This is a genomic window from Methanolobus sp. (assembly GCF_016278365.1).
Lineage (GTDB): Archaea > Halobacteriota > Methanosarcinia > Methanosarcinales > Methanosarcinaceae > Methanolobus.
In genome coordinates, this window is the sequence record NZ_JADQBZ010000007.1 from 71,852 (window position 1) to 88,680 (window position 16,829).

15 protein-coding genes and 1 tRNA gene are annotated in these 16,829 nt (G+C 44.3%); 7 read left to right on the plus strand and 9 right to left on the minus strand.

The genetic code is table 11. The annotated features are described in order from the left end of the window. Positions 1-265 precede the first annotated feature (265 nt). On the plus strand, positions 266-2,758 hold the full coding sequence (locus QZZ22_RS07825; RefSeq protein ID WP_292463875.1) for a Cache 3/Cache 2 fusion domain-containing protein: 2,493 nt from the start codon (positions 266-268) through the stop codon (positions 2,756-2,758). Between the two features lie 190 nt (positions 2,759-2,948). On the opposite strand, the gene QZZ22_RS07830 is transcribed toward QZZ22_RS07825, so the two are convergent. The 4 genes from QZZ22_RS07830 to QZZ22_RS07845 all read right to left on the minus strand — a co-directional run bounded on the left by QZZ22_RS07830 (position 2,949) and on the right by QZZ22_RS07845 (position 4,578). Beyond that, positions 2,949-3,025 (minus strand) — tRNA-Val (locus QZZ22_RS07830). A 209-nt stretch (positions 3,026-3,234) separates the two neighbouring features. Next, positions 3,235-3,837 carry an NAD(P)H-dependent oxidoreductase gene (locus tag QZZ22_RS07835; RefSeq protein WP_292463876.1) on the minus strand — a complete coding sequence of 201 codons (603 nt, stop codon included), beginning with the start codon at positions 3,835-3,837 and terminating at the stop codon, positions 3,235-3,237. A gap of 71 nt (positions 3,838-3,908) precedes the next feature. Beyond that, positions 3,909-4,211 (minus strand): Dabb family protein, encoded by a 303-nt coding sequence (locus QZZ22_RS07840; RefSeq protein WP_292463877.1) that lies wholly within the window; start codon positions 4,209-4,211, stop codon positions 3,909-3,911. A 217-nt stretch (positions 4,212-4,428) separates the two neighbouring features. Further along, positions 4,429-4,578: a hypothetical protein gene (locus QZZ22_RS07845; protein WP_292463879.1), complete on the minus strand. Its 150-nt coding sequence runs from the start codon at positions 4,576-4,578 to the stop codon at positions 4,429-4,431. 167 nt (positions 4,579-4,745) lie between these two features. Here QZZ22_RS07845 and QZZ22_RS07850 point away from each other — a divergent pair, with 167 nt between their 5' ends. From QZZ22_RS07850 to QZZ22_RS07860, 3 genes are read left to right on the plus strand one after another with little or no spacing between them, the layout of a single operon-like run. Then, positions 4,746-5,366, plus strand: a complete 621-nt coding sequence (locus QZZ22_RS07850) for a magnesium transporter (RefSeq protein WP_292463880.1) — start codon at positions 4,746-4,748, stop codon at positions 5,364-5,366. Beyond that, on the plus strand, positions 5,363-5,920 hold the full coding sequence (locus tag QZZ22_RS07855) for a magnesium transporter (protein WP_292463881.1): 558 nt from the start codon (positions 5,363-5,365) through the stop codon (positions 5,918-5,920). The genes QZZ22_RS07850 and QZZ22_RS07855 overlap by 4 nt, the downstream gene beginning before the upstream one ends. A gap of 60 nt (positions 5,921-5,980) precedes the next feature. Further along, positions 5,981-7,192 (plus strand): potassium channel family protein, encoded by a 1,212-nt coding sequence (locus QZZ22_RS07860; RefSeq protein WP_292463882.1) that lies wholly within the window; start codon positions 5,981-5,983, stop codon positions 7,190-7,192. Positions 7,193-7,214: 22 nt separating this feature from the next. On the opposite strand, the gene rpiA is transcribed toward QZZ22_RS07860, so the two are convergent. The 4 genes from rpiA to argH all read right to left on the minus strand — a co-directional run bounded on the left by rpiA (position 7,215) and on the right by argH (position 12,195). Further along, positions 7,215-7,910 carry a ribose-5-phosphate isomerase RpiA gene (gene rpiA, locus QZZ22_RS07865; RefSeq protein ID WP_292463883.1) on the minus strand — a complete coding sequence of 232 codons (696 nt, stop codon included), beginning with the start codon at positions 7,908-7,910 and terminating at the stop codon, positions 7,215-7,217. Between the two features lie 16 nt (positions 7,911-7,926). Further along, positions 7,927-9,258 carry an aspartate--tRNA(Asn) ligase gene (aspS, locus tag QZZ22_RS07870; protein WP_292463884.1) on the minus strand — a complete coding sequence of 444 codons (1,332 nt, stop codon included), beginning with the start codon at positions 9,256-9,258 and terminating at the stop codon, positions 7,927-7,929. Positions 9,259-9,418: 160 nt separating this feature from the next. Continuing rightward, on the minus strand, positions 9,419-10,681 hold the full coding sequence (gene gatD / locus QZZ22_RS07875) for a Glu-tRNA(Gln) amidotransferase subunit GatD (RefSeq protein WP_292463885.1): 1,263 nt from the start codon (positions 10,679-10,681) through the stop codon (positions 9,419-9,421). Between the two features lie 35 nt (positions 10,682-10,716). Then, the gene (argH, locus tag QZZ22_RS07880; RefSeq protein WP_292463887.1) at positions 10,717-12,195 is read right to left on the minus strand and encodes an argininosuccinate lyase; all 1,479 of its coding nucleotides are present in this window, start codon (positions 12,193-12,195) and stop codon (positions 10,717-10,719) included. Positions 12,196-12,420: 225 nt separating this feature from the next. Between argH and QZZ22_RS07885 the strand changes: the two genes are divergently transcribed. The 3 genes from QZZ22_RS07885 to budA all read left to right on the plus strand — a co-directional run bounded on the left by QZZ22_RS07885 (position 12,421) and on the right by budA (position 14,778). Next, positions 12,421-12,954 carry a J domain-containing protein gene (locus tag QZZ22_RS07885; protein WP_292463888.1) on the plus strand — a complete coding sequence of 178 codons (534 nt, stop codon included), beginning with the start codon at positions 12,421-12,423 and terminating at the stop codon, positions 12,952-12,954. A gap of 299 nt (positions 12,955-13,253) precedes the next feature. Next, complete coding sequence (locus QZZ22_RS07890; protein WP_292463889.1) at positions 13,254-13,727, plus strand: chemotaxis protein CheW; 474 nt, start codon at positions 13,254-13,256, stop codon at positions 13,725-13,727. Positions 13,728-13,911: 184 nt separating this feature from the next. Beyond that, a complete protein-coding gene (gene budA / locus QZZ22_RS07895) occupies positions 13,912-14,778 on the plus strand; it encodes an acetolactate decarboxylase (protein ID WP_292463890.1) in 867 nt (288 codons plus the stop codon). 10 nt (positions 14,779-14,788) lie between these two features. On the opposite strand, the gene QZZ22_RS07900 is transcribed toward budA, so the two are convergent. Further along, positions 14,789-16,672, minus strand: coding sequence for an ATP-binding protein (locus QZZ22_RS07900; protein WP_292463891.1), 1,884 nt, complete (start codon positions 16,670-16,672; stop codon positions 14,789-14,791). Positions 16,673-16,829: the final 157 nt, after the last annotated feature.

Here is a 16,829-nt window from a genome sequence, read left to right on the forward strand (position 1 = left end):
TTACGTATAATAATAATTGTATATTATAAGTGGTATTTATATAGCAGTCCTTCTAAATCCTATAAGGGCATGTATATTCAGGCGGAATTGTTTCATCTATATCCGGGGTCTGCCAGATGGATCTAAAAAAAATAAGCATTAGCCATAAAATATTGGTAGTATCTTTATTATTAACTATATTGCCCGTAACGATTGTTGGTTTTCATGCTTCGGGCAAACAGAAGCTGGTACCTGGTCTCAATTAGAAGAGTATTTGAATGACCAAATGTTTCTTGAAAAGGTTTATATAAAGTCTACATTTTCCCTTGCACAAGACAAAGTAAATAGTGACCTGGGAGTTGCAAGGGCTGTTTTTTACTCTAACGGTAATCCTGAAATTGTTGATAGACAAATGGTACTAGGAGAAGATTATGTCGTCAATAATAATTTTGAGATCGTCGATAATGTCAAGAATATGGTAGGAGGGACTGCTACTGTATTTCAGGTACTGGATGAAGAGGCTGTAAGGATCTCTACTAACGTCATCACCGATGAGGGAGAAAGAGCAGTCGGTACTACCGTGTCGCAACCAGTGTATGATACAGTTGTCAACAAAGGTGAAACGTTCTACGGAAGGGCATGGGTGGTCAATGCCTGGTATCTGACCGCATACGAACCGATCAGAAATAGTTCTGGTGAGATCATAGGTATTCTTTACGTTGGTGTTCTTGAAGATCCATTCGTCAATACAATAAAGACACATATGAGTGAAATTGTTGTAGGTGAGACTGGATATATCTATATAATGGACTCTGAAGGAAATCTTGTTATTCACCCTAATATGGAAGGTGAGAATGTCTACGAGCATGAGTTTGCAAAAGAGATCATCAATAACAAAGAAGGTATTATTGCTTACGAGTGGGAGGGTCGTGAAAAGATTGCAGGCTACACGTACTATGAGCCAAACGATTGGTATATAATATCAAATACTTATTATGAAGAGTTTGCAGGTCCTCTACTGGCAATCAGGAACAGTTTAATAATAGCTGTTTTAGTCTTTGTGATTCTTGGTGTTTTAGCTGCATTCCTTCTAAGCAGATCTATTTCCGGTGGAATTCAAAAAATAGTTACTGAATTTGACGATATAACCAACGCTACTCTTCAGGGTAAACTGGACAGGAGAGCAAATGTTGATGTAGGTATTGATTTCGAGGCGATACCCAGGGGTTTCAATCAGGTACTGGATGCTGTGAAAGAGAATGAAGAAAAGCTCCAGGAATTCATAGACAATGTCCCTGTTGGGATCTTCCGTACTAATTCTGATGGAAAAGCTCTTCAGGCAAATCCTGAGATGGTACGGATCGTAGGCAGAGAGAGTAAAGAAGAATCTCTCGAATACATGCATAATGTAGGGGAACAATTATATGCTAATCCGGAACGTCGTGACGAGCTTATCAATGTACTTGCAAAAGAAGGTCATGTTGAGGATTTTGAATTTGAGGCTTTACGTGCAGATGGCAAACATGCCTGGTTAATGATCAATGCAAGAACAAATGTAAAATCAAAATCAGATGATAATCACTTTTTAATAGATGGTTTTGTTCTTGATATTACAGAACGTAAAAAAGCAGAAGAATCACTGAAAAGAACCGAATCGAAATATAGGCAGGCACACAATATACTGCAAAAGGTCATTGAAAGCCCTAAAGATGTTGTCATATTTGCTCTTGACGAAGATTATCGGTACATTGCCTTCAATAAAAATCACCAGATGACAATGGATCATATATGGGATGCCAGAATAGAAATTGGTGTCAATATGCTTGATTACACTAAAAACCCTGCAGATGCGGAAAAGGCAAAAGTGAATTTTGACAGAGTACTTGCAGGAGAAGCCTTCACGATTGTTGAAAAGTACGGTGATTCTTTACTCGAAAGAAAATGGTATGAGAATGTGTACAGTCCTCTTGAAGGTGATAAAGGAAGTGTTATCGGACTTACTCTGTTCATGACTGACATCACTGAACGTAAACAAGCTGAAATGGCACTTCTTCAAGCCAAGGCCTTGGCTGAAGAATCTAATAAGATAAAATCAGAGTTCATTGCGAACATGAGCCATGAACTTCGTACACCGCTCAATTCAATCCTTGGTTTTTCCCAGATACTGAATGAAAAAGTGGTTGGAGATCTGAATGAAAAACAAATACGTTATATCTCTAATATACTGAATAGTGGCACTCATCTGTTAGACTTAATCAATGATATTCTTGATATTTCAAAAATAGAATCTGGCAATATGGAATATGCACCTGAGATAATTGATATCAAAGAAGTAATGAATGAAATAATAGTATTAACGGAACCTCTGGTAAAAGAGAAGAATATTGGTTTTGAAGTCAGCAGTGCATTTGAAAGGCTGGAAATAAATGCAGACAAGATGAAGATCAAACAAATAATATTTAATCTTCTTAGCAACGCAATCAAATTTACACCGAAAAACGGCAAAGTATGGTTTGATTCTAAAATAATGACTGGAACTGTTCAGATCTCTATATCAGATAATGGTATTGGCATTCCACTAGAAGAGCAAAAAGCTATATTTGAGCCATTTAAGCAAGTTAATTCATCTGCAAACCGCACTCACGGAGGAACTGGATTAGGACTTGCAATTGTTAAGTACTATGTAGAGATGCATTCAGGAGAGATACATGTTGAAAGTGAAGTTGGTAAGGGAAGTACGTTCACATTTATAATACCAATTGGTTTGAGAAACAATTGATTATTGATCATAGAAATAACTTTGATTTAAACCCCGCCTCAGATAGGCACTCCTATTCCCCACTACAAAAACCAGTATCAACTGACACAGTAAATAATTGCAATTCAGAGGAAGCATAATCTGAACTATCATGTTGCAATGACGAAAAGGAACTTTTTAAGTACTTAAAATCAGAAGAAGTATTTGAACATGGTGGGCCCGAGGAGATTCGAACTCCTGACCCCCGCCGTGTAAAGGCGATGTCATAACCGGCTAGACCACGAGCCCAATGTGTGCAAATTCAATGCCCGCAACAGGAAACTTACGAGCAACTCCTTAATGTAACTAGTTGTATATATTACTTTTTGGTCAACTGACTGTGACTTTGATTCAGGGGGATCCTGTGACTGCATCCATTCCATTGACGGCAATGGCAGAAAGAGGGATGAAATAGACGGAAACAGGCTCAGTAACCGGACTTCTTATAGGTCATCTAATTAGTAACTATTTTGCGGGAAACACATATCTACCGTATCACGGACTTCCCGGAGCCATGCCTCTCTTTGCTCCTGAGTGCTCCCGGCTATCGTCCTGAACATCCTGCGGCTGTAGTTCCTCACGCCGCAGAAATCAAAGATGCAGTTTCTCCATATCTTCTCGAGCGGGTCCCCGAAGACAGTGTTCTCCCTTTCCCCGGGAGTGTTGGAGGTATTGAACACGATAGCTGCTTTTGCCTTTAAAAGACCTATCGGAAGGCCGGAGCCATCATTATTTTCATCGAACCTATATGCCACCTTTTCCCGGAGTACCCGGTCCACCCAGCCCTTAAGGATAGCCGGGGGCTGTCCCCACCAGTTCGGATGGATGATGATTATGCCATCGGCGTCCCTGATCTCTGAGCAGTGGGTCCGCACGAGTACATCCTCCGATCGGTCTGTGATAAGTTCCTCATCCCGGATAACAGGATCAAAATCCTCCATGTAGAGATCATGGAAACGGACATCATGCCCGTTCTCATTTAGAGTATCAACTGCCTCAGATGCAATAGCGTGATTGAGGCTTTTATCATAAGGATGACCCAGTATAACAGAAATTTTCATGACAGGACCACCCTGCAAAAACACAAACAGCCCGGGCGCTTACATATGAATGTCATGTGTGAACTGTCCTCTTATACCAGATAATCTACAACAACCCGCTCTTCCCGGATCTTTGCCACAAATTCAGCAACTTTCAAATGCTCCGGGTCACCCTGATAAACGGACAGTGCCGCTTCGTCTCTGAACTCTGAGTAGAGCACGATATCGAATGCGGCATCCGAGGGTTTCATATTGTGCCCGACTTCCAGCAACAGGATCTCAGGTATCTTTCCCGGCAGGGACTCAAGCATCTCTTTCATTACGGCTGCATTCTCATCTTTGCTTTTTCCTTCCGCATAGTCTTTCAGTTTCCACATAACGATATGTTTTAGCATGGTATCTTCCTTTTCCGGGACACTTCTTTAGTACTCTGGGTTTGTTTTGGCATCCCGGCATTCATCTTTGAACTGTAAGTGTAGTATATATTAAAAAAGATATGCACCCACACCGATGAACGAAACTCCGAGAGGATAAGAGAGAAAAATAACTAGAGGAGACAATCAGGCGAGGGAGGCAAATAAGCAGGGGAGATAAATAGATAGAGGAGACAAATCACAGATATGATAGCTCGGTGGATAGCCTCGCAATCTTTGATACATGGCCCCTTGTACTGCAACAACTGTCAAGCATTAGCTCCATTGGGAAAATTGTCACCATGTCTGCACCTTCCCTGAAGGTCCCTATCACGGATTCCAATTCCATGCCCCTGGTGATTATATTGTTTGCAAGTTCGCTGTTAGCGAGTTTGAACGATTCGAACGCATCCCTGAAGCTACCCGGAATATGCGTGAAGCAGGCTATGCGCTATTATTAGGTTAAAAATATTAATCGACGTATCTATATATAAGAGCGAAACGTATTAGGCATCTATGCCTTCCCATGCAGGTCATGAGGAAAATGATGATAATGAATTTGTCGAAGAGTATCTTGGCGATTTTGCAAGTGTCAGGTCAATAGTACGCGAAGCTCTGCCCTTTCAGCTCATAGCGACATTCGGGGGAGTTACCTCAGGCATTATCCTTTCAGGAATGACCGATGAACTGCAGATGATACCCGGACTTATAGTGATAGCTCCGGCAGTGCTTGGAATGAGAGGAAATATCTCATCCACCCTGGGATCCAGGCTTGGCAGTGCCATCCATATGGGCCTTATCACTAAAATAGAACGGAATCCCGAACTCATCAACAGCGTATCAGGTTCTCTGCTCCTCAGTGCCATAATGTCCTTCATACTTGGCATAATGGGACACTATATAACCATCGCATTCGGGTTGCAGAGCGCCGGTATACTGACATTGACTCTTATTGCAGTAATTGCCGGTGTTTCTTCAGGTATTATCCTGTCCTTTGTGGCGGTTCTTCTTGCCCTTGGAATGTTCAGGTTCGGATTCGATCCTGATAACGTTGTTACGCCTGCTATTGCCACTATAGGGGATATCGTTTCCATGCTGATGATATTCATAGCCGCAAGGATGGTGCTTGCACTGTGACATACTATACTGTGAGAGGGATAGTAGGAAGGAGCTTTCCAATAATCCTCTTCACTTCGATCATAGGCATACTCACCGGACAGCTGCTCAACCTGCGGATAGAGAACCTTATAGCAATGCCAATAATACTGCTTCTCATACCTGCACTTATTAAAATAGGCGGTGATACCGGCAGCATGCTGGGAGCACGCCTTTCATCTGCCCTGCACATGGGTCTTGGAGGCAGCCTGCGCCATAGTCCGGTCGTACGTAATAGCGTGATTGCAGCTTTTATAGTGGGCGAGTGCGCTTTTACCTTCCTGGCAGTAGTAGTATGGATGACAGGGGCGATACTCGGGATAGGATTGGATCTTGGAACCCTGATGATGTTATGCCTCATAGCAGGCACCTTTGAACTCATCATCGTGTTCTCATCGACTGTCACGGTAGCCTTTGTATCACATCGCCTCGGCGCCGACCCTGACGACACCGTCATCCCCCTTATAGCGACGCTTGGAGACCTGATAGGTGTTGTCGGCATATTTATGACAATGAATCTGTTAGGATTCATCTAGCAAAGATTTAAAAACACTAAAAGTACATGAGAAATAGTAATAACAGCCGGTAGAAAAATTATGAGCCCTAAGGTAATAAAGTATATCCCACGCAATCTCAAGGATCTCCTTATAGAGATGAAGAACACATCCGAACTGATGGTGGATCTTGCTTATTCTGCAATGGTGTATGACGATGAGGATATCGCGGAAGAGGTCCTCAACCTTGAAGAGAAACTGGACACACTCGACTATCACATGAAGATCGCTGCCATGTTAAGTGCAAGGCGGGTGGAGGAGGCAGAGGAGATGTCAGGTGTGCTCCAGGTTGCACGTGCATCCGGAAATATCTCCAATGCTGCAGGCGACATTGCAAAGATAGTCCTGCTGGAAATGGGAATACCCATGGAACTGAAACTGGCACTCCGGGAAGCAGAGGAGACTATTGCAAGAGCGACTGTCAGCGAGGACTCACCCATTGCAGGCAGGACCCTTGAGGACATCGAGCTCGACACAGAAACAGGCATGTGGATAATTGCCATCCGTCGCCAGGACGAGTGGATATACGATCCCAATCACGCCACCAGAATACGTGAAGATGATGTGCTATTTGCACGCGGGCATGATGAAGGCGTTCCTATATTCATGGAACAGGCCACCAACCAGAAATATTTACCAAGGGAAGTGCAGCATGAACGATTCCTTATAGACCTGGAAAGGGCAGTGGATATAATCGTCGAGATGAAGAACATGAGCGAACTCTCGGTAGGTCTCGCCTACTCTGCACTTTTGTTTGATAACAAGGACATTGCACGTGAAGTCAAGGCACTTGAAGGAGAGCTCGATGCCATGAAGAATGAGCTCCAGCATTGGGTACTGGAAACAGCTAAACATGTTCCTGACGTTAATCAGCTCAGAGGGCTCCTGCATCTGGCCCATGCAACTGAATCAATATCTGACGCCGCATATATGATAGCAGATACTGTCCTGAGAGATATTGAACTGCATCCGGTCGTTACCCTTGCCATCAGGCAATCGGATGAGGTCATCACAAAGCTTGTTGTCCAGAGCTGTTCACCCATAGTAGGAAAGACATTTGGCCAGCTCAAGGTCGAGACAGAAACAGGGATGTATGTAATGGCCATTAAAAGAGGAGATAAATGGGTGTACCGTCCCAATAAACGAACAGTCATCGAGGCAGGCGACCTTCTTATAACACGAGGCTCACGTACAGGAGAGGATGCACTATTTGAAATATGTGCCTGTCCTTTTGAAAATGAGAAAATGTCCTGATCTTCGGATCAGGACCATCCTCTTAAGATCTTATTACTTCTACAGAACCGTCTTTTTTACCGATGTAGACTTCATCCACATTGGTGAATATCCCGTGCTCAACAACACCGGTGAGCTGTGAAAGTATCGCTGACATCTGCTTTGGGTCACTGATAGTGCCAAAACTTGCGTCAATGACGAAGTTCCCGTTGTCTGTTACAACAGGACCATCCTTTCTTGCAGCCATACGAAGCTCAGGCTTGCCACCCAGCTCCTTTATCTGTTTTGCTACCAGTTCCCTCGCATAGGGCAGAACTTCAATTGGTACGTAGTGTCCCAGTTTTTCACTTATCTTGGACTCATCGGCAACTATAACAAAGCGTTTTGCAGACCGTGAGACGACCTTCTCACGAGTATGAGCAGCTCCACCACCCTTTATAGTGAAAAGGGATGCATCCACCTGGTCAGCACCATCGATAGCAATATCCAGCACAGGATGCTCGGCAAGAGTTGTAAGAGTGATGCCTGCCTCTATCGCAAGCATTTCAGATTGATAGGATGTTACCACCGCAATGATATTCAGTCCCTCACCCACCCTTCTTCCAAGTTCTGCTATTGTGTAAGCTGTGGTGGAGCCTGTACCAAGGCCCACGACCATCCCGTCGCTCACAAGGTCGGCGGCTGCAATTCCTGCAGCCTTCTTTCCGGGGTTTTCCCCGCCAGTGTTCCTTTCCTTCATGGATATCACTCCGGCATCACGGGGACAATCTTCGCCTGTCTCTGGGGAAGAGCACAACATCACGGATGTTCTCAACACCCAGCATTGTCATGACCAGCCGGTCACATCCGATACCCCATCCACCATGTGGAGGCATACCATACCTGAAAGCCCTCAGGTAGAAGTCAAAACCTTCCGGATTAAGTCCCTGGGATTCTATACGCTCCCTGAGTTGCTGCGGGTCATGGATACGTTGTGCGCCGGATGATAGCTCCATTGTCCTGTGCATCATATCGAAGGATTTGGAAATCTCAGGCTTGTCCTCGTAAGGCTTTGCGTAGAAAGGTTTTACCTCGGTGGGCCAGTCTATGATGAAATAATGTGACTGGCCAGTTTCTGTGAATACATGGTTACCAATTGTGTGTTCGGACAGAGTGCTGAGGTCGTCACCCCATTTCAGGGACTCTTCGCCATAAGAGTTAACGATAGTGAGAGCCTCATCATAGGTTATCTTCATGAAGGGGGTCTGCGGAACATTCAGTTCGACACCTAGAGCTTCCAGTTGTTTTGAGCAGTTGCTGACAACCTGTTCATAAACATAAGCGACCATGTTCTCCAGTATCTCCATTACGTCAAAATGATCGCAAAAGCTTGCTTCAATATCAATGGATGTTGCTTCGTTGAGGTGCCTGCGGGTATCATGCTCCTCTGCCCTGAAGATGGGGCCTATCTCGAACACCCTGTCCAGTCCGCCGGACATCAGCATCTGCTTGAAGAGCTGCGGGCTCTGGTTCAGGAAGGCTTCCCTGTCAAAGTAAGTGATCGGGAAGAGTGATGTTCCGCCCTCTGTTGCCGTTGCCACTACCTTGGGAGTAGAGGTTTCCAAAAAACCGTCTGCTGAGAGGAAATCTCTGACAGCCTTTAGTACTTCATGCCTGATAGTGAAAACAGCTGTGGTCCTTTCTCTTCTCAGGTCCATGAACCTTGAGTCCAGACGGGTATCCAGGTCAGCATCAACCTTTCCCGTAGTGTCCATTGGAAGAGGGGAGTCCGCTTCGTTGAGCAGGGTTATCTTTTCAGGGATGATCTCGTAGCCATTAGGTGCCTTTGCTTCCGGCTTGACGGTACCCGTCACAGAAACAATGGACTCTCGCATAAGACCCCTTGCCGTATCCAGCAGTTCCGGATCGGTCTTTTTCTTTACAAGTGTGATCTGGCCCCGTCCTTCACGGTCCCTTAACACAACGAAACAAATACCTCCGAGGTCGCGAACCTCGTGAACCCAGCCAGCGATGGAGACTTTCTTATCAGCCATTTCCGCCGGATCGATCTTAGATGTGTAATGTGTTCTGAGATCTTTTAATAACATACCTTCACCTGATCTGAAATATAAATACCTATAAGCAATTCATTATGAGCGATCTGCCCTTGTGAATATAAGCTGAATCAAATACTCTGGCACCAATAGTTATTACTTTGCTATAAACCTAATTATTAACGGTCCTACCCGTGTCAGGCTTTCGCTAGAATTAACAAGATTCCACGATACTTCTTCCGGATATCTCGCCTGCAGTGTTCTTTTTCATAATATCGGCAATCACATCAGGGTCATCGGACTGTCCCAGGGCCCACATCAGCTTAACAAGCGCAACTTCCGAAAGCATATCCTCACCTTCTATGGCGCCAGCCCTGAGCATGTCCCTTCCTGTATCATATACCCTGTCACACACCCTGCCATGAAGACATTGGGATGTGATAACTACAGGCATGCCGGAACCTACAGCTCTCTCTATCTGCAGGATCCACTCAGTTGAAACATGTCCAAGGCCTGTTCCTTCAATGACTATACCATGGTAACCCGTATCCACATAATAGGAGAGTATATCGGGGCTTGCACCGGGAGTGAACTTAACAAGCGCGCATTTGGGATCAATGGCCTCTTTAAGTTTCAGTCCCTGTGCTCCTCTTTTTACATGATCACCTGATATTGTCAGTTGCATGGCCTTGTAGTCTACATAGCCTATAGGCTCTCCATTGATGGATCTGAAGGCATCCCTTCTGGACGTGTGCATCTTCCGGACTTTCGTACCGCGGTGAATAGCACAACTGCTATCTGATTCTTCACTATGCATCACAACAGTGACTTCAGCGATATCACTAACGGCAACAAGTGCAGCACATATCGCATTCATTGCATTGTCACTGCTTGGCCTGTCTGCACTGCGCTGTGAGCCTACAAAAACTATCGGTACAGGCGTCTCGATCATAAAAGCGATTGCTGCAGCTGTATACATCATCGTGTCAGTACCATGGGCCACAATTACTCCGTCGGCGCCTTTTTCAATCTCCCTTGCAATTTCCCGTGCGAGTTCCTGCCAGTATTCCGCCCTCATGTTCTCGGACAGGATATTGTATATGGCCTTGCCGCTGAAGTCGGCTATTGTCCTGAGTTCCGGCATGGCCCTGAGTATATCGTCTGCAGAGAAACTGGCTGTTACAGCACCAGTCCTGTAGTCGATCTTACTTGCAATGGTGCCGCCCGTGGACAGGATGGAAACCTTTGGTAAAGCCGGACCTGCCACCGGAGGTTTTCCGACAGTTACCGGAGAGGGAGCTTCCTTCAGCACCTTTTTTTCCAGAAGGGTGATTTCTGCATTTTCTGGATCTATGCCTGCATTATAACCGCTCTTCATTTTAAGGACGATATGCTGAGTTGTACCTGGCATGACTATGCCCTCATACTCCACTCCGTCCTTTTTGACCTTTATCCTGTCGCCTTCTTCGAATTCCATGATTATCCCTGACGCAAAGTTATAAGATATTATCTTCAGTTGCCTTCCATGCACTTTTCGACTGTGTCGAACAGTTCTTTCAGGGAGTTTTCGATGCTGCCATTCAGTACATTGATCCTGTAACGTACTTCCTCAAGCTCCCCAATATGCATGCTTATAGCTCTCCCCGTCTCATCGGGAGAGGGACCTCCTATGATCCTGCGTCTCCTTATATTAGATACAGGGTCAAGGGCATCCTTTACCATCTCTTCGGTCAGGCCACGCTCACTTAACCCGGCACCTAGAATGTCGCTTGATACGGCATCTATCTCTTTTAGAGTTGGGATGCCTGTACCACGTGCAAGCACACCCACTATCTGGTGCGCGGTCCTGAATGGAATACCGGTCGCCCGGACCATCGTATCAGCAAGCTCGGTAGCAGTTGTGAATCCGGCTGTTGATTGTGTGGCCATGGCGTCGGTGTTCACTTTCATTGAGCCGATAATGCCTGTCATTATCCTTACAGCACTTCTTGTGGCTTCCACTGAGCGCCACATATTCGGTGTAGCTTCCTGCAGGTCACGATTATAGCTTAAAGGAAGAGCCTTGCAGATGGTCAGTAGTGCCATGAGCGAGCCTATGACCGTTCCAACCTTACCGCGGATGAGCTCGGCAGTGTCCGGGTTCTTTTTCTGGGGCATTATTGATGAAGTAGAAGAATAACTATCGTGCAGCTCAACGAACCCAAACTCAGGGGTTGACCATATAACGAGTTCTTCAGCCATCCTGCTTAGGTTTACCATTATGTTTGCAAACGCAGATGCCGTTTCGATTAGGAAATCACGGCTGCTTACGGCATCCATGGAGTTTTCCAGAAGGCTCCCAAACCCCAGAAGCGAAGCTGTTCTCTCACGGTTAAGGTCAAAGCCTGTGGAAGCAAAGGCAGCCGCACCTAGAGGACTTTTATTGACCCGTGTAAAAGCGTCTGTCACACGATCACTGTCCCTTGCTAACGCACCCTCATGGGCAAGCAGGTGATGGGCAAATGTTGTTGGCTGAGCATGCTGCAGGTGAGTAAAACCCGGCATCAGTGTCTCTGTGTGCACCGATGCCCTGTTAAGAAGAGCGGAGCGGAGCCCTGCAAGCTCCTCCATGATCGAGAGCAATTCATCCCTGAGCCTTATACGGATGCATGTTGCAACCTCATCGTTGCGGGAGCGTCCAGAATGCATCCTGCCTCCGGTTTCCTCGCCTACAAGGTCGATGAGCCTGGATTCAAGTGAGATATGGATGTCCTCATAAGAGTGATCCAGCTTCTCAATCCCATCTTCCTTCACAGCCAGGAGGCCCTTAAGGATCTTACTGCAGTCATCTGCTTTGATTATACCCTGCTCTTTCAACATGACCGTATGAGCCAGGTCAACCAGTATATCTGCTTCGAATATCCATTTATCAGCAGACATAGAAGAAGTAAAATTCAAAATATCTTCATCAGGACTGGAGGACAGACGTCCCCTGCGTAAAATATTGCTCATGTAAATCCTCAGTTAGCCTAAATATAATATTAGAAGTGACCTTAATTTTGTAGCGTGGTATGGCTTGAATACATAAATAAGAATCGGTTTTACCATTCCAGCCTTCCCGGATGTTTTTTACCCGGGGATGATTTGAACTCATCAAGGAGGTTCTTGTCTATGTATATAGTTATATAAAGGAGCATAACCTTATGAAGCCTTCAAAAGCGAAAATGAGTGGATCAAATGATAAAATTAAAAGGGCATGAGATTGGTTTAATAGTTGTTAAGGATGCTAGTAACAGAAGGGCTGTTCAATTTAGGAATAATATTATTACTACTTTGAGAAAGATCGGTGTTAACGAAAATGATATTGATATTCCTCTTGAGCGTATGGCGATAAAAAAATCCAAAGCTTCTGCAACCTGGTGGATATCGAATCATCGAATGCATTACAGCCATAATATGCAAAATAAATATGTAGAAAACCTGTATGTTCTATCCAAGGTAATTGAGATCGAAGCAAATAGGGTCATTTCGGAGGAAATCACGTTGTCAGATTTTATTTCTGAGTTTAAAGAAGATTCAGATGTTTATGACAGACGAAAAGAGGCGCGAGAGTTTTTTGACTGCGACCATGACGAGACTGATTTTGGGATCATTGATAAAAAATACAAGCTGATGTCAAAAGAACTGCACCCGGATATGCCAACGGGGGACACTGAGAAATTCAAGCAGCTAAATATTGCACATAAGATTCTGAAGAGAGAATTAACGTAAGATCAATTTATATACTTCAGTTTATCGTTTCTTAGTTGCCAATATCATCTTGTTTAGTAAATGTTTCCCGATGATGTGCCATCTATAATGCAAGAGTGGAAACCAGATCGATATTGCTGATTCAGTCTTTTTTCCGGTAAAGCCATTCAGGGAAACTCTGCCCGGAGATTTGGAAATATATGATTTCAATAAAAGGAAGAATTACCTTTGGATTTGTATATGAGATAATATTATATATTTCCCACACATATACGAGTATAAGTTTTACGTGAAAGTCCATCCAATTAATTGAGGTCAACATGGCAAATGATATACATCAATATCAGGAAAGCAGTTCGAACGATATGCTTCAGCTTGTCGTCTTTAGTCTGGGAACAGAGGAATTCAGTGTGGATATCATGAAAGTGCAGGAAATAATTCGGCTGCCTGAGATCACCCGTATTCCCAAGTCTCCTGACTACATAAAAGGCGTCATTAACCTGCGTGGGAAGATAATTGTGGTAATGGACCTTGATAAACGGTTCGGGCTCCCTTCAAAAGAGATCACTGAGGAATCCAGGATAATAGTTGCTGATGTTGAAGGCACTATTGTTGGAATGGTCGTCGACTCTGTAAGCGAGGTAATCCGGCTGCTTGCGTCAAGCGTGGACCCCACCCCTGAAGTAATAAGCCGAAGTATCAATGCCGAATATCTCAAAGGAGTGGGTAAACTAGATGACAGGCTGTTAATCCTGCTCAACCTGGAAAATATAATCAGCGAAACTGCAGGCTAAGAATTAGCCCTGCAGAAAGTTTCCATTTTAGAATCCCGATGATCAGAACCTAACAATGATACACTAGTATCAACTGATTACCGTACTGAGAGTTCGTATACATTGGATATGTCATACCTGCTTCTCAGAAACTGCACCTGGCATTTTTATAACTACAGTATACTTGCTTTTAAAAGGTGATATAATGAGAATTTCGAGATTAATGATCATAGCATTCCTGATAATCATAAGTGTGATGATACCAGGTTGTCTGAATGCAGAAGACCCGAACACTGAAGACCCGGACAATATTGCCGCTGAGAGTTATTTCCAGGGGTCAGGAGATATCATGACAGACCTTGCATATAACAGCGATACTCTTTACCAGGTATCTACCATCAATGCTCTTCTTGAAGGATTCTATGATGGTGATACCAGTCTGGAAGCCCTTAAAAGCAGAGGAGATTTCGGGATCGGGACCTTTACGGCTCTTGACGGGGAAATGATAGTTCTGGATGGAGAGGTATACCAGGTTAAAGACGACGGGGTTGCATACCTGACCAATGATTCCATGACAACTCCTTTTGCTGCTGTCACTTTCTTCGAAGCCGATGAGACAGGGGTCATCAGCGAACCTATGGACAAAGAGCAGGTAGAAAGATACCTTGAAGAACTGATGCCCAACAGAAACATTATGTATGCTGTAAAGATAACAGGAACATTCGAATATATGAAAACGCGCAGCGTTCCCAGGCAGACACAACCATACCCCCGGTTAACAGAAGTTACAAAGAACCAGCCTACTTTCGAGCTTACCAATGTAGAAGGAACAATTGTCGGTTTCTGGCTGCCCTCCTACATGAACGGCGTCAATGTACCTGAATATCATCTGCATTTCATAACAGACAGCAAAGATGCCGGAGGTCATATCCTCGAGTATAATATTATCAATGGTACTGTGGAGATCGACAATACATATGATTTCTACCTTAGTTTGCCACAAAGTTCCGATCTGATGGACATTGACCTGTCAAAAGATAACAATTCTGAACTTGAAATGGCTGAAAAATGAAATAGACTAATTAATCAGCGGCCGGGAGAGTAACGTGCACTTTTGTCCCGGCCCCCTCGTCACTTTCAAGCCAGATCTTACCGCCATGGTCCTCAACGATCACTTTGGTTATATATAAGCCAAGGCCATTGCCCCCGTAACTCCTTGTAGAGGAACTGTCAATCTGGTAGAATTTCTGGAAAAGCTTTGGCATATCATCTTTTGAGATTCCGATGCCAGTATCTTTGAGCACGACATGGACGTCACCATTTTCACGGTATGCTGACAAGCTTATCTTTCCCTGCTTATGAGTGAACTTTATAGCATTGTCCATAATGTTGGCAAAGGCCCTTGGAAGATAATCCGAATCCCCGTAAGTGAAGAGTTTGCTCGAAGAGAAATCATCCTCTATAAAGATATTTTTCTCCTTAGCCTGTTCCGATAACTCACCTACCGCAGACAACAGGGAATCTGACAGGAGGATCTTCTCGAACTTATACCGTACCCTGCCTCCCTGAGAAGAACTGGCAAACAGGAGAGAGTCGATCAGGTTATGAAGGCGCTTTGACTTGCTGACAACTTTCTCCATAGCACGTAATTGCTCCGGGTTCAAAGGACCGAATGTGCCCTCCTGGAGCAGCTCACTGAACCCTCTGATGGTTGTAAGGGGCGTGTTGAGCTCATGCCTGAGATTGGAGAGGAACTCATCCTTGAGCTTATCAAGGGACTTGAGATCCTCATAGGCTTTTTCAAGCTCTTCTGTTGACATTTTCAGGGCTTTTTCAGTCCTTTTACGCTCAGTAATATCACGAATGTGTTCTACTGCCATGATAATGTTGTTATTCTTATCGAAAACCGGAAATGCACGATATTCCCGGACTTTCCCGTCGAGCTCACTAGTTTGCTCAACCTCGGCAACATTACCAGATGAGAACACCTCTTTTACATAACATGGATCACACGGGGCATCCCGGTGCATAAAGCAGTTATAGCAATGCGGATGCTCCTCATTTTCCGGAGTGCATTCTATATTCTCGTTTTTCCAGTTACTTGTAACTACCCGCAGGTCACGATCGACTACAACAATAAGATCCTGGAGAGCATTGAAAGTGCTGGTAAGTAATTCCTTCTGTTGCTGCAGTGCATCTTCAGACTGCTTATTTTTAGTGATATCGGCGATCAGGCAAACCCCGCTGTCAATTGCATTGCCAAGAAGCCGGTGTGGAACGTAATAGGATCTCAGGTACAGCTGGTCACCTGCTATCTGCGCAGGATATTCACTCTCATAATAAGGAAAGATATCCTTATCAGATCTCAGGAGCACCTTCTCAAGCCGCTCATCGTTCACAAAATCAGTTATCGCAGCTCCAATAACCTCATCCCGGGGGACCCGGAATATCTTTAAAAAACTTCTGTTACAGTGAGTAATAATACCTTTGTGATCAATGAATATACCAAGAGGAGATGACTCAAATATTACCCTGTGTCTTTTCTCAGATTCAAGTAAAGCTTCTTCCAGGACCTTTCTCTCGACAACCTTGCCAAGACGGGCGATGATAGCATCCATCAATCTTTTCTCTTCATTGAGGAACGGCCCGATATCAAGAACAGGTCGCTCTTCAAGATAGACCACAAGCAAACTTCCTTTTACTATTCCATGGACTACTATATCCGTTGAGATCTTCCAGGGGGTTTCTTTGAAGTTATCTGTCTGGAAGGTGTCGTTATCCATAGTAATACGAGCTGCAGCAATCTCAGAGAACTGGCAGGCTGATGGCATACGCTGTGCAATTCCCTTGAGTAAGGACTGCAGGGGAATGTGCAGATCAAAAAGAGAGGAGATATTGTATATGCACTCCAGTTCTTTTTCCCTTTTTCTTAGTGAAGCCAGTTCTTCAGAATATATGGAAAACACCTGTATCAATTTTATATGCTTTATATTTATATTATCTTTATTAATAGATTTCGTTAATCCACAAGAATTGTGGCCCAATCTACCCATGACCATGTTTTTAAATATGTAGCCAGTAATAGGGAAGGTGTTAATTGCGTTATTTCTTAAAAATCAAATA

Bases quoted from the DNA above. Each gene is read 5' to 3' on its own strand.
- QZZ22_RS07825 (WP_292463875.1), top strand. From the start codon at position 266: ATGTTTCTTGAAAAGGTTTATATAAAGTCTACATTTTCCCTTGCACAA.
- QZZ22_RS07835 (WP_292463876.1), bottom strand. From the start codon at position 3,837: ATGAAAATTTCTGTTATACTGGGTCATCCTTATGATAAAAGCCTCAAT.
- QZZ22_RS07840 (WP_292463877.1), bottom strand. From the start codon at position 4,211: ATGCTAAAACATATCGTTATGTGGAAACTGAAAGACTATGCGGAAGGA.
- QZZ22_RS07845 (WP_292463879.1), bottom strand. From the start codon at position 4,578: ATGGAATTGGAATCCGTGATAGGGACCTTCAGGGAAGGTGCAGACATG.
- QZZ22_RS07850 (WP_292463880.1), top strand. From the start codon at position 4,746: ATGCCTTCCCATGCAGGTCATGAGGAAAATGATGATAATGAATTTGTC.
- QZZ22_RS07860 (WP_292463882.1), top strand. From the start codon at position 5,981: ATGAGCCCTAAGGTAATAAAGTATATCCCACGCAATCTCAAGGATCTC.
- rpiA (WP_292463883.1), bottom strand. From the start codon at position 7,910: ATGAAGGAAAGGAACACTGGCGGGGAAAACCCCGGAAAGAAGGCTGCA.
- aspS (WP_292463884.1), bottom strand. From the start codon at position 9,258: ATGTTATTAAAAGATCTCAGAACACATTACACATCTAAGATCGATCCG.
- gatD (WP_292463885.1), bottom strand. From the start codon at position 10,681: ATGGAATTCGAAGAAGGCGACAGGATAAAGGTCAAAAAGGACGGAGTG.
- argH (WP_292463887.1), bottom strand. From the start codon at position 12,195: ATGAGCAATATTTTACGCAGGGGACGTCTGTCCTCCAGTCCTGATGAA.
- QZZ22_RS07885 (WP_292463888.1), top strand. From the start codon at position 12,421: ATGATAAAATTAAAAGGGCATGAGATTGGTTTAATAGTTGTTAAGGAT.
- QZZ22_RS07890 (WP_292463889.1), top strand. From the start codon at position 13,254: ATGGCAAATGATATACATCAATATCAGGAAAGCAGTTCGAACGATATG.
- budA (WP_292463890.1), top strand. From the start codon at position 13,912: ATGAGAATTTCGAGATTAATGATCATAGCATTCCTGATAATCATAAGT.